Source organism: Thioflexithrix psekupsensis (assembly GCF_002149925.1).
Classification (GTDB): Bacteria; Pseudomonadota; Gammaproteobacteria; order Beggiatoales; family Beggiatoaceae; genus Thioflexithrix; species Thioflexithrix psekupsensis.
Genome location: NZ_MSLT01000023.1, coordinates 805,111 through 817,279, shown reverse-complemented (window position 1 = coordinate 817,279; position 12,169 = coordinate 805,111). Strand labels below are relative to the sequence as shown.

The following is a 12,169-nucleotide window of genomic DNA, read 5'->3' as shown; positions in this document are numbered from 1 at the left end:
GGTGCGTTTTTTAATTCTCTCACAATATTTTTATCCTGAAATTGGCGCGGCGCAAGTGCGTTTAGCGGCATTTGCACGTACATTGCAACAGTTGGGACATGAAGTAGAAATTGTCACGGCATTGCCAAATTACCCGCACGGGCGCATTTTTCCTCACTATCGCGGCAAATGGCAGCGGCACGACACGTGGGAAGGCATGACCGTTCATCGTTATTGGTGTTACGCAGCAACGGGTGCGGGATTAAAACGATTGTGGAATTATGCCTCATTTATGCTGTCGGCTTTATTTGGCATTCGTCGGGTTAAAAAACCTGATTATATCTTTGTTGAATCGCCCCCTTTATTTCTGGGAATCACCGCTTTTTTATATGCTAAATATTGGCGTGTGCCTTTTATTTTTAATGTGGCTGATTTATGGCCAGATTCGGTGCAAGCATTGGGTTTGATGAATGATGGCATTTTACTGCGCTTTGCATTTTTTTTAGAAAAAAAATTATATCAAAAAGCCCACTTTGTTAATGCCGTTACCGATGGCACTTATCAAGTGTTGCAATCAAAGAAACAATTACCCGCCAATAAATTATTATTTTTACCCAATGGCGTAGATACGGAAACGTTTTATCCTCGCGCTCCAGATGAAAAATTAAAACGGGAATTAAGTTTACCCGATTATGAACAATTAATTCTCTATGCGGGAACACACGGTTATGCGCATGGAATGGACGTGTTATTGGAAGCGGCTCATTTACTGCGAAATAAACCTTATTTGTTTGTACTTATTGGCGGCGGATCGGAAAAAATCGCGTTGCAGCAAAAAGCCGCACAATTGCAATTGTCTAATGTGTTATTTTTTGAACCGCGACCGCCTGAAACCATTGCCGCGTGGTACAGTTTAGCCACATTAGGCGTTTCTACACTGCGCGCCGCGCCTTTGTTTGACAGCGTGCGCCCTGTGAAAATCTTGGCGTGTATGGCCTGCGGTAAACCTGTTGTGTACAGCGGACAAGGTGAAGGTGCAGATTTGGTACGACGCGCTAACGCCGGTGTCATTGTCCCACCCGAAGATGCGCCTGCATTGGCAGAGGCAATGGAAAATTTATTGCAAAATCCTGATAAAATACAAGAGCTTGGAAAAAATGGCCGTCAATTTGTGTTGGAACAGTTGCAATGGTCGGCAGTGATTGAACGCTGGTTGGCGCAATTGCAAAATGCAGAAGAACAAACGCGGACGGCAGTATAAATGTAAAACATTAATTTGCCTGAATATTTAATTCAATAGGAGTCCCCCATGATCCCCGGTGAAATTCAAGTCCAAGCGGGAGAAATTCAGTTAAATCCCAATCGCCCAACCTTACGCCTTGCCGTTGCCAACACGGGCGACCGTCCCATCCAAGTGGGATCACATTACCATTTTTATGAAACTAATCCCGCTTTACGTTTTGAACGCGAATTAACTCGCGGCTCTCGATTGAATATTGCCGCGGGGACGGCGGTGCGTTTTGAACCCGGCCAAACGCGAGAAGTTGAATTAGTGGCTTACAGTGGACACCGTCGTGTTTACGGTTTCAATGGAAAAATCATGGGAGTGTTAGACAATGGTTAGTATTTCTCGTCAAGCCTATGCGGATATGTATGGCCCTACGGTGGGAGACCGAGTACGTTTAGCCGACACCGAATTGTTTTTGACCATTGAACATGATTACAGTTTACCCGGCGAAGAGGTCAAATTTGGCGGCGGTAAAGTAATCCGCGATGGCATGGGACAAAGTCAAGCCACGTGTCAACATGTTGTAGATACAGTGATTACGAATGCGATTATTTTGGATTACTGGGGAATTGTTAAAGCGGATATTGGCTTAAAAGAAGGGCGTATTGTTGCGATTGGTAAGGCGGGTAATCCTGATATTCAACCCGGTGTTAATATTATTTTGGGTGCGGGAACGGAGGTAATTGCGGGCGAAGGACTCATTGCAACCGCAGGTGGAATTGATGCCCACATTCATTTTATTTGTCCTCAGCAGATCGAAGATGCACTGATGTCGGGTATCACGACGATGATCGGCGGCGGAACAGGCCCCGCAGCCGGCACTAATGCCACCACCTGTACTCCCGGCACCTGGCATATTCACCGTATGTTACAAGCTGCGGAAGCGTTTCCGATGAATTTAGGCTTTTTAGGCAAAGGCAACGCCAGTTTACCCGAACCATTAGTAGAACAAATAGCCAGCGGAGTCATTGGATTAAAACTACATGAAGATTGGGGAACGACTCCAGCCGCGATTGACAACTGTTTAAGCGTTGCCGAAGATTACGACATACAAGTTGCCATTCATACAGATACGTTAAATGAATCTGGTTTTTTAGAACACACGTTAGCGGCATTTAAAGATCGCACCATTCATGCTTACCACACCGAAGGCGCGGGCGGCGGCCATGCACCGGATATTATCAAAGCCTGCGGCAGTGCCAATGTGTTACCTTCTTCCACCAATCCCACTCGCCCGTACACGGTGAATACCATTGATGAACATTTAGACATGCTCATGGTGTGTCACCATTTAGACCCCGCAATTGCCGAAGATGTGGCGTTTGCTGAGTCAAGAATTCGCCGAGAAACGATTGCGGCTGAAGATATTTTGCATGATTTGGGGGCATTTTCCATGATCGCTTCGGATTCGCAGGCGATGGGGCGCGTGGGCGAAGTGATTACGCGCACGTGGCAAACCGCGCACAAAATGAAAGTACAACGCGGCAGTTTACCCGAAGATGACGCAAACCATGATAATTTTCGCCTAAAACGCTACATTGCCAAATACACCATTAATCCTGCTTTAACGCATGGCATTGCGCATGAAGTGGGATCGATAGAAGTGGGCAAATTAGCGGATATTGTGCTGTGGAAACCGGCGTTTTTTGGAGTCAAACCGGCGATGATCATTAAAGGGGGCATGATTGCCGCCGCGCCGATGGGCGATCCGAATGCGTCTATTCCCACGCCACAACCGGTACATTATCGCCCGATGTTTGGCGCGTATGGGGGAGCGCGTGCGGCCACCAATGTCACTTTCATGTCGCAAGCGGCGATTCGGGCGGGAGTGCCTGATTTATTAAACTTACGTCGGCGCATTGTGGCTGTAAAAGGGTGTCGAGAAGTGAAAAAAGCCCACATGGTACACAATCATTATCAACCCGTGATGGAAGTTGATCCGCAAACTTACGAAGTTCGTGCAGACGGTCAACTCTTGACTTGTGAACCTGCCATTGTGTTGCCATTGGCACAGCGTTATTTTTTATTTTAGAACCATTTCAAAACTCACTTTAATCTCCTTCCCAAATGTCTTTGGGAAGGAGATTATCACACAAAACCACGTTACAATAACGAGATAATTAGCCATTTTGAACTGTTTTAACTTGTCCGTTGGCTAAGGCTTCAATCACCTGATTTTTAGGCCCGCTGGCCACCACGCGCCCGGCATCCAATACAATTAAATAATCAACCAGACTTAATAAACTGGGACGATGCGTCATTAAAATTAAAGTACGGGATTTTAAGAATTCATGCAGGCGTTGTTTTAAGCGTTCTTCAGTGCCGTTATCCATAGCTGCTGTGGGTTCGTCTAATAGGACTATCGGCGGCTGCCAAATCAAAGCACGTGCCAATAAAATCGCCTGTCTTTGCCCACCCGATAAGCCCTCGCCCCGCTCGCCCAATAAGCCATCAAATCCTTGTGGATGGCTATTCACAAATTCAGTTACGCCTGCTAATTCGGCGGCTTGTTTCATTTGCGTTTCAGAAATGCGCGGATTGGCTAGGGTGATATTGTCTCGAATACTGCCATAAAAAAGCTGTCCTTCTTGTGGCATATAAGCAATATATTGTCTTAAATGCGCGGGATCAATTTGCGCGGCATGAATGCCATCGAATAAAATTTGTCCGCGATCAGGAGAATAAAGTTTTAATAACAATTTGGCTAATGTACTTTTACCACAACCGCTGCGTCCTAAAATCCCTACTTTCTCTCCTGCTTTAATGTGCAAAGATAAATCATTTAATACCAAATAATCTTGATGGGGATAACGAAAATCGAGATGTTGACAATCTATATTGCCTTGCAAGATATTTTGATGTAAAAAAGTATTATTACCACGTTCCTGCGAATGCTGCATGAATTGCGCAATTAATTGATAAGCGGATCGAGACTGATGATAGCGTGTTAATAAACTGGCAATTTGGGTTAAAGGAACGAGGGCGCGTCCCGTTAATAATGTCGTGGCAATTAACGCCCCCACCGTTAATTCATTGGCAACGATTAAATAAACGCCAATGATAATAATAAATACCGTTGCCAATTGTTGAATAAATAAGGCAACATGCAGCGTCATATTGGATAAAAAACGCACCGTTAAACTGTATTGGCTGGTTGTTTCTAACAACATTTCCCACCGTTTTTGCCACGTGCCTTCGGCTTGTTGTAATTTTAGCGTTTCCAAACCCGCTAAGGCTTCGACCAATAAGGCTTGTTTTTGCGTGCCAGCGCGAAATTGCGCATAAACCGCACGGCGCAAAGGAATCTGCACTAACACACCGATTAATAAAATAAGCGGAATCGCCAATAAAGGAACTTGTGCTAATTGAGGATGAATTAAACGAATAATGAAAATAAATAATAAAGCAAAAGGTAAATCAATTAACGTCGTTAATGTGGCTGAAGTTAAAAATTCCCGTAAACTTTCAAATTCATGTAATTGATTCGCCATCGCCCCCACTGATTGCGGCTGCTTGGCGCGGGGAGTATTAATGATTTGTTCAAATAAACGAGAAGACAGTAATAAATCAATCCGTTTTCCCGCTAAATCAATAAAATAACTGCGTAATAACCGAATAATAAATTCAAATAATAAAACAATCCCTAATCCACTGGCTAATACCCATAACGTTTCAATCGCTTGATTAGGCACCACGCGATCATAAACGTTCATAATAAATAACGGCATTGCCAAGGCGAATAGATTGATTAAAAAAGAAGCCAAGATCACTTCCGCATACAATCCCCATGCACTACGAATAGACTGCCAAAACCAATGCCGCCGATTTTCTGTAGGCACGCGCTGATCAAAATTGTAATCAGCTTGAATCAGTAAGGCATAGCCTGTGTAATCGCTTTCTATGTCAGCACGGGGGCATTCATGCGGAGTGAGTTCTGTATTTGGGAGGAGTAAAGAGAGGGTTTTGCTGTCTTTGTGTTTCAACAGCACGCAGGCCTGATCGTCCGCTAAAAGTAACACCGCAGGCAATTGCCAATTGCGCAATTGCGACAGCGAACGGCGCACGATGCGCACTTTTAACTGTAAACGTTCAGCCGCTCGAATAAATAATTCTGGAGTCAAATGGGGCTGCGACAAAGGCAAGCCCGCTAACAACGCCGCCGCCGATTGCGGACGTTGATACCAATGACTTAACGCCACCAAACACGCCAATAACGGATCGGCGTTGTCTGAATCTGAAACGGGAATAGTGGTCATGGAAATGGGGCTGCCTGCTTGCACAGGCAGGGGCTGTCTTGCCATGCCAACGCAAGGCAATAAGCGAGTTTATTTTGCGTATTTGCGACGGAATTTATCAACACGTCCAGCAGTATCTACAATCTTTTGTTGACCGGTGTAGAAAGGATGGCAGGCAGAGCATACGTCGATGTGCATATCTTTACCCGATGTAGAACGGGTTTTAAAAACGTTACCGCAACTACACGTTACTGTAATCTCGGTGTAGTTGGGGTGGATGTCAGGTTTCATGATTACGCCTCTATGAACAGTTTAAACCAAAATCTTGCCGTGATTTATCTTGTTGTCTCTAATACGTGACCTAATGATCTTTGGAATTATAGCGTATATTTCTTTAGGCAACAAGGTAGGCGGTTAATATTCTGCAATTTTAAATTTAAACCCTCTTAAAAATGGTTTTTTACTAAGCTGTTGAAAACAATGATAATTTAAAAAATTTAACTGTGTAACCATCAAGAATTTTGTCGCTATACAAGTGTTTGTTACTGTCAACATTAAAGTAACTCTTTGTTTTTATTTGAAATATTAAAATTAACCCTGTTTATAGGATGGATTTAAATTTAAAATGGCTGTGTGTTGATCTGAATCAGAATTGTGGGGATATTCTGATTCAGAGGCTTCTCATTGACTGGATTTTTCGGCCGTGTCTGCGTCTAATTCTGGGCATTTTTCGCCTAAGGTGTGTTTATCACAAGGTTGGACAGTTTCTGAGGATTCGCTTAATGGTGCGACGCGACGGGGTTGCTTTTCTGGTTCTAACAAATTGCTGGACTTACCGCTGCATCCCAATAAGCCAACAGTGAAAAAAACAGTCAAGATCAGGGAAGTGGCTTTCATGGTTTTCTCCTTAAAATGGATTAAATATAAATTGCATTTGGTGTCGTGATCTCCCTTTAATTCCTTCCTCTTTAGAAAAGGAATTAAAGGGCAAAAGTTGGTTTTATAATGTCGTTAATTTATGGCTCAATGCGGTAGATACTTCTCAATTGGCCGTCGGTAAATTCGACTTCAAAACGTTCGCCGCTGGCGGTGGTGAGTAAACCTTTACCAGTACGTTTACCGTCAATAAATTGTCCTTCGTAACGATCTCCGCCGGCGGTTAAGTAAACGCCGGTGCCGTAGCGTGCGCCGTGAATAAATTCGCCTTCGTAAACGTCGCCTTCAGCCCAGGTAAGTTTACCGCGTCCGGTGCGGGTGTTGTTGACAAATTCACCTTCGTAACGGTCACCATTCGCCCACACATAGGTGCCTTTGCCGTCGCGTCGTCCGTTGATAAATTCGCCTTCGTAAACGTCACCGTTTGGCCACGTGTATTTACCGCGTCCATGAGGCAAGCCGGCGGCAAATTCGCCTTCATAACGTTCGCCACTCGCCCAAATATACAGCCCTGTACCAATCGGTTGATCTTTTACGGCTTGTCCTTCGTAACGATCTCCATTTGGCCAACTGAATTGCGATACGACAGCAGAAACAGGCGCGGCCGCGGTCTCAGTTGTGGTGGTCTCAGTCGTGGCAGGAATCGATTCATCTGTGGATTCATCGTCAGCCATTGTTTCATCGCTGTTATCAGCCATGTCGTCTTTCGTATCCGCTTCATCAACATTGTCTTCAGCCATGTCCTCTGCATTTTCTGGAGCTAAAGCAACTTGTTCCGGCGCAACCGTGTCATCTGTGTCATCTGTTGTTGCCGTAGAATCAGATTCGTCAAGCAGTTCAACTAAAGTCTCATCTTTTTCATCGTCTGCTTCTTCGCCTAATAATTCAGCTTCTAACTGGGCGTAATCAATTTCATCCTCGCCATCCTCTGTGGTAGCGATGTCATCGTCGTCATCTGATGCCATGGGGTCTTCCCCAGCCGATTCTGTCTCATCATCTAAGGCCGCAGAATCTTCAGAATCTTCCTCAATTTCAGCCAATTCTGTCTCATCGTCTAAGGCTGCGGAATCTTCCTCAATTTCAGCCAATTCTGTCTCATCATCTAAGGCCGCAGAATCTTCCTCAATTTCAGCCAATTCTGTCTCATCATCCGAGGCCGCAGAATCTTCCTCAATTTCAGCCAATTCTGTCTCATCATCTAAGGCCGCGGAATCTTCCTCAATTTCAGCCAATTCCGTCTCATCATCTAAGGCCGCAGAATCTTCCTCAATTTCAGCCAATTCTGTCTCATCATCTAAGGCCGCGGAATCTTCCTCAATTTCAGCCGATTCTGTCTCATCATCTAAGGCCGCAGAATCTTCCTCAATTTCAGCCAATTCCGTCTCATCATCTAAGGCCGCAGAATCTTCCTCAATTTCAGCCGATTCCGTCTCATCGTCTAAGGTCGCAGAATCTTCCTCAATTTCAGCCGATTCTGTCTCATCATCTAAGGCCGCAGAATCTTCTTCAATTTCAGCCGATTCCGTCTCATCGTCTAAACCTAACGCCGTAGAATCTTCTTCAGACGGATCAACCTCATCTTCACCGAGCAGATCAGCTGCTAACTCGTCATAATTGATGTCATCATCTGTATTTGGATCATCAGCCGTTAATGCAGTGCCGGTTGCAGCATCATTGAGTGTTTCAACAGACTCAACGGGGTTTGTTTCTGTTGGGGCGGGCGTTTGTTCGGGTACAGAAGTCGCTAAAGATAACTCGCCCTGATCTCGACGACCTTCAATAAATTCTCCCTGAAAACGACTGCCATCTGCCCAAATGTAAATCCCTTCGCCATCGCGTCGATTTTCTACATATTCCCCTTCGTAACGATCCCCATTCGCCCAAATGTAAATCCCTGCACCGTCCATTTGACCTTCAACAAATTCCCCTTCGTAACGATCCCCATTCGCCCAAAAATAAATACCTTGTCCGGTGCGCTTATCCCCTTCATATTCCCCCTCATAACGGTCGCCATTTGGCCACACCACAGTCCTGATCACCACGTCTTGCGCACCACTTAACGGAGTCCATAAACCCAGTGCTAATACAGTTAATCCAATACAAAAACGTCCTTTAGTCATTTATTTGTTCCTCGTTTTGGTGAACAATGCCATTTGCATTCAATCAATCCAGTGACTACTTATAAAACCTATCGCATAGGTTTTCAAACTACTTTAACATCGTGTTTAAACTTTCGGTAATTTATCACAATTTTACAAATCTACTTACCCAAACGAGGCGATTATGCAGGATATTTTTATTGTGGGTTGCGGCTATGTAGGGCAGCGTTTGGCTCAACATGTTTTCGCACAAGATGATGAAGTAGAAGTCATGGCGTTGGCGCGATCCGCGCAGTCCCATGAACAAATACAACAAATGGGCATCATCAGTGTACCGGGTGATTTGGATAATCGTCATTGGTTAAGCGAATTACCGACAGATCAAACGATTGTTTATTATTTCGCGCCTCCTCCCAGCACAGGAATTGAGGATGCGCGTTTGGGTCATTTTTTAGAAGCACTCAAAACAAAACAGTATCCGGATAAAATCGTGTTAATCAGCACCACCAGCGTTTATGGGGATTGTGCGGGGGCATGGATCACGGAACAACATCCCCTTAATCCACAAACTGACCGAGCGCGTCGCCGTATTAATGCAGAAACTCGTTTATTGGCGTGGCACGAAAAAACACACATTCCCATCTCAATTATACGTGTTCCGGGGATTTATGGCCCTGGGCGTTTGCCGGTGGCGCGTTTGGAACAGGGTTTGCCGGTGTTATTAGAAGCGGAGTCTCCTTATAGTAATCGTATTCATGTGGATGATTTAGTGATGGCTTGCTTGTTGGCGGGAAATTCGCCGGACAGTGGTCTTTTTCATGTCAGCGATGGCCACCCCACGACCATGACGGATTATTTTTATCAAGTGGCGGATGTGTTTGGCTATCCGCGTCCGCCGGCGATTTCCCGTGCTGAGGCGCAACAACAGTTAAGTGCAGAAATGTTGTCCTATCTGGCTGAATCCAAACGGTTAAATATTCAGCTTATTTCCGAAACATTAGGCTATTCTCCTTATTATCCTCATTTGGCCGATGGTTTGGCGCAGTGTCGAGAGGAGTCAGAGGAAGAGAATGAATAACCCTTACTTACAACTGCTCTTGTATTAAAGACAAAATACGTTCCGAAGCGGACGTTTTTACCGTCTGTCCTTCCCACGTGAGTACTTGCACTCGCGTTAGACCATGATGTAATTCAGACAGTCCCAATTGATAAGTTTGTAATAAATTGGGGCTGTCACCGTCACCGCGGATGCTTTGCCAAAATCCTTTTTTCTCAGGCGCATTGGGAGTGGGCGCGTCTGGATCGGCATAGCGTACCACATAAGTGGCTGTGTTTCTGTCTCGTTCTTCGACGGTAAAACCCACACGGTCTAATGCAATACCAACCCGTCGCCAAGTATTTTCTAAATCTTGATTGACCAATAATACCCATTCGCCTGCTTGTTGTTCTAAACGAGCCACGGGGACACCTTCGGCAGCACGTTCTGTTAATAACGCTTCGGCTCTGGGGCGATCTACGCCAATAAAAGCCAGTAAACGTTGTAGCATGGCTGCTTCTAACTCACTGTCCGATGGCAGTAATTGCCAATTTTCGCGGGGAATCACCGCTTCATGACTCACTAAACCACCGCTTAACTCGTCAGCATTGGCAACGGAAAGCGGGGCGGCTGTGGCGTTAAGCGGTTCTCTGGCTTGGTGGGTTAAAAATAAACGGCTTTGTTGGCGTGTTTCTCCGGCTTCTAAACGAACGCGGTAGCGATCTTGACCACGGTGTTGGGGATTGGCACGCCATTCGGTTTCCATCATGCCGGTGGTTTCGTCACGAGTTAGGACTGCAATACCCTGTTCGCGCCAGAAGTACCGCACGCTTTCCCACACTTGCTCTACGGGAGCGTTAATGACCAACCAGCGTTGTTGTCCTGCGCGTTTTTGTTCCACGCCCGTTCCAGCCGGCAATAGCACACGCGGCGCAGGTGCAGGCGCAGTTGGAGTTGGGGTCACACTGGGTTGCACAGTGTATTCTGATAGCGTGGTGACACCGGTTTGGGAGGGGCGTGGGATTAACATTTGTTCCCGAATTTGGTTGGAATGAAAGCCCGGTGGTAATTCTAAAGGTTCAATATCTTCGCTGGCTTTGTAATTGGCGCGATTGTCTGGCAACATTCGGTCAATTCGATCAAACACCCCACAACCATTGAGTAATAACATTGACAGGGACACACCGATTAAGGATTTTATTTTCAACATGAGCGCACAGTTCCTAAAAAGTCTGCGAATAAAGCAATTTTGCGGTAATTAAGTGTTATTTAATGGATTGAAGTGGGGAATGTGTGGCCGCCTCGCTGTCTGCCAATTCCGGCGGAATAGCAAAGGGCGGTAAGGGCGTTGGCGCAGAGTAGGTTTGGCGGTGGCTGCGCAATGGCGCGTCCAACATTTCTATTGTTGAACTACATCCCATCAACATCACACTGAATAATAACAGGAATCGAGTAGGGTAACGCATCATTTCATTTCAATTGATTGTGGTGAATCTAAAGTTGGGTAAATCTGGTTTAAGCCATTGTTTAAGCTAAATATAGTAAGAAATTTACGCCATTTAAGCGAGAAGTTTTTGCCCGTGCAATGAACGCAGGAGTGAATTTAACAGTCTTAAATTGTGATGTCGATGATTTGTTGAAAATTTTTTTTGGCGTGGGCTGATTTGGCTGTGCCTTGAAAAGGCGAATGAGACGGGAGAAATTGAGACAAGAAACATTCCGCGCCATCCCAACGAAATGGGTTGGGATGAAAACGCGCAATGGGCATATCCCATCAGTCAGACAATGCGCTTAGGGCTTGTTTGGCTCTGGCCATGCTTTGTTTTAACTGTTCAAAATGCACTTGGGCATGGTTAAAATCGTTTTGTTTGGCGAAATTTTCTAGCGTTTCGCAATCTTTAACCATTTGTGCCGCGCCCAGAGAATGGCTACTGCCTTTTAACTTGTGTGCCGCAAGATATAAGGCATCCGCATCTTGACACAATAAAGCCCCCTCTAATTGATTTAGATAATTAGGCAATTCTTTCAAATATAAATCCACTAACCACATAATCCCTTGTGAGGGCATTTCGCGTCTTAAACGGGCGATAATCTTCTGATCCAAGACCAATAACGTTGTGCCTTCTGTTTTTTCTGGATGCGGCGTGGATGCAGAAGGGAGCGTTTCGGGGTTATTCTCTGTGGCAATGGGGGGTTGAGATTTGTGTTGCCATGTGCTTAGGGTTTCTTGTAATAGGTTCATTTTCAAAGGTTTACTTAAATAAGCATCCATTCCCGCCGCTAAACACCGTTCGCTGTCTCCATAACCTGCATTTGCGGTTAGCGCGATAATTGGCACATGCTGCCCGTCTTGTTCTTGTTCACGGATCGCCGCGGTGGCCGTGTAACCGTCCATTTCTGGCATGTTACAATCCATGAAAATAATGTCGAATTGCTGCGTTTTCAGCATATCCAACACTTCGATGCCCGTTTCCGCTGTGGTGACTTCGCAGCCCAAGCGTTCTAATAAACTACGCTCAACCTCTTGATTAATAAAATCATCTTCTGCAAGTAGCACTTTCATTTCACCTAACCTATCCTAAAAATTGCTGAGTGG

The 12,169-nt window shown here is 45.3% G+C and carries 12 protein-coding genes; 4 read left to right on the top strand and 8 right to left on the bottom strand.

What is annotated here, in order from left to right; all coding sequences use genetic code 11:
* Position 1 precedes the first annotated feature (1 nt).
* The 3 genes from TPSD3_RS16100 to ureC are packed head-to-tail and all read left to right on the top strand — an operon-like array spanning position 2 to position 3,299.
* The gene (locus TPSD3_RS16100) at positions 2-1,240 is read left to right on the top strand and encodes a glycosyltransferase family 4 protein (RefSeq protein ID WP_086489544.1); all 1,239 of its coding nucleotides are present in this window, start codon (positions 2-4) and stop codon (positions 1,238-1,240) included.
* 48 nt (positions 1,241-1,288) lie between these two features.
* A complete protein-coding gene (locus tag TPSD3_RS16095) occupies positions 1,289-1,603 on the top strand; it encodes an urease subunit beta (RefSeq protein ID WP_086489543.1) in 315 nt (104 codons plus the stop codon).
* Positions 1,596-3,299, top strand: a complete 1,704-nt coding sequence (ureC, locus tag TPSD3_RS16090) for an urease subunit alpha (protein WP_086489542.1) — start codon at positions 1,596-1,598, stop codon at positions 3,297-3,299. Before TPSD3_RS16095 ends, ureC begins: the two co-directional genes overlap by 8 nt.
* Positions 3,300-3,387: 88 nt before the next feature.
* Here the strand turns inward: ureC and TPSD3_RS16085 are convergent, their stop codons facing one another.
* The 4 genes from TPSD3_RS16085 to TPSD3_RS16070 form a co-directional block, all read right to left on the bottom strand.
* Positions 3,388-5,568, bottom strand: a complete 2,181-nt coding sequence (locus TPSD3_RS16085; protein ID WP_245391623.1) for a type I secretion system permease/ATPase — start codon at positions 5,566-5,568, stop codon at positions 3,388-3,390.
* 24 nt (positions 5,569-5,592) lie between these two features.
* The gene (gene rpmE / locus TPSD3_RS16080; RefSeq protein ID WP_086489541.1) at positions 5,593-5,793 is read right to left on the bottom strand and encodes a 50S ribosomal protein L31; all 201 of its coding nucleotides are present in this window, start codon (positions 5,791-5,793) and stop codon (positions 5,593-5,595) included.
* A 390-nt stretch (positions 5,794-6,183) separates the two neighbouring features.
* Entirely contained in the window at positions 6,184-6,399 is a 216-nt protein-coding gene (locus tag TPSD3_RS16075) for a hypothetical protein (protein WP_086489540.1), read from the bottom strand.
* 119 nt (positions 6,400-6,518) lie between these two features.
* Complete coding sequence (locus TPSD3_RS16070) at positions 6,519-8,558, bottom strand: hypothetical protein (protein WP_086489539.1); 2,040 nt, start codon at positions 8,556-8,558, stop codon at positions 6,519-6,521.
* Positions 8,559-8,721: 163 nt separating this feature from the next.
* On the opposite strand from TPSD3_RS16070, the gene TPSD3_RS16065 reads away from it, so the two are divergent.
* Positions 8,722-9,615, top strand: a complete 894-nt coding sequence (locus TPSD3_RS16065; protein ID WP_086489538.1) for an SDR family oxidoreductase — start codon at positions 8,722-8,724, stop codon at positions 9,613-9,615.
* Between the two features lie 7 nt (positions 9,616-9,622).
* On the opposite strand, the gene bamC is transcribed toward TPSD3_RS16065, so the two are convergent.
* From bamC to TPSD3_RS16055, 4 genes are all read right to left on the bottom strand, one after another.
* A complete protein-coding gene (bamC, locus tag TPSD3_RS16060) occupies positions 9,623-10,783 on the bottom strand; it encodes an outer membrane protein assembly factor BamC (RefSeq protein WP_086489537.1) in 1,161 nt (386 codons plus the stop codon).
* 55 nt (positions 10,784-10,838) lie between these two features.
* On the bottom strand, positions 10,839-11,042 hold the full coding sequence (locus TPSD3_RS17330) for a hypothetical protein (protein WP_140048589.1): 204 nt from the start codon (positions 11,040-11,042) through the stop codon (positions 10,839-10,841).
* A gap of 143 nt (positions 11,043-11,185) precedes the next feature.
* On the bottom strand, positions 11,186-11,341 hold the full coding sequence (locus tag TPSD3_RS17680) for a hypothetical protein (RefSeq protein WP_176329909.1): 156 nt from the start codon (positions 11,339-11,341) through the stop codon (positions 11,186-11,188).
* A gap of 6 nt (positions 11,342-11,347) precedes the next feature.
* The gene (locus TPSD3_RS16055; RefSeq protein ID WP_086489536.1) at positions 11,348-12,136 is read right to left on the bottom strand and encodes a response regulator; all 789 of its coding nucleotides are present in this window, start codon (positions 12,134-12,136) and stop codon (positions 11,348-11,350) included.
* Positions 12,137-12,169: the final 33 nt, after the last annotated feature.

What these genes read in the sequence shown, in the direction of transcription:
- TPSD3_RS16065 (WP_086489538.1), top strand. Translation starts at nt 8,722, where the DNA reads ATGCAGGATATTTTTATTGTGGGTTGCGGCTATGTAGGGCAGCGTTTG.
- TPSD3_RS17330 (WP_140048589.1), bottom strand. Translation starts at nt 11,042, where the DNA reads ATGATGCGTTACCCTACTCGATTCCTGTTATTATTCAGTGTGATGTTG.
- ureC (WP_086489542.1), top strand. Translation starts at nt 1,596, where the DNA reads ATGGTTAGTATTTCTCGTCAAGCCTATGCGGATATGTATGGCCCTACG.
- TPSD3_RS17680 (WP_176329909.1), bottom strand. Translation starts at nt 11,341, where the DNA reads ATGCCCATTGCGCGTTTTCATCCCAACCCATTTCGTTGGGATGGCGCG.
- TPSD3_RS16095 (WP_086489543.1), top strand. Translation starts at nt 1,289, where the DNA reads ATGATCCCCGGTGAAATTCAAGTCCAAGCGGGAGAAATTCAGTTAAAT.
- rpmE (WP_086489541.1), bottom strand. Translation starts at nt 5,793, where the DNA reads ATGAAACCTGACATCCACCCCAACTACACCGAGATTACAGTAACGTGT.
- TPSD3_RS16075 (WP_086489540.1), bottom strand. Translation starts at nt 6,399, where the DNA reads ATGAAAGCCACTTCCCTGATCTTGACTGTTTTTTTCACTGTTGGCTTA.
- TPSD3_RS16085 (WP_245391623.1), bottom strand. Translation starts at nt 5,568, where the DNA reads ATGGCAAGACAGCCCCTGCCTGTGCAAGCAGGCAGCCCCATTTCCATG.
- TPSD3_RS16070 (WP_086489539.1), bottom strand. Translation starts at nt 8,558, where the DNA reads ATGACTAAAGGACGTTTTTGTATTGGATTAACTGTATTAGCACTGGGT.
- bamC (WP_086489537.1), bottom strand. Translation starts at nt 10,783, where the DNA reads ATGTTGAAAATAAAATCCTTAATCGGTGTGTCCCTGTCAATGTTATTA.
- TPSD3_RS16055 (WP_086489536.1), bottom strand. Translation starts at nt 12,136, where the DNA reads ATGAAAGTGCTACTTGCAGAAGATGATTTTATTAATCAAGAGGTTGAG.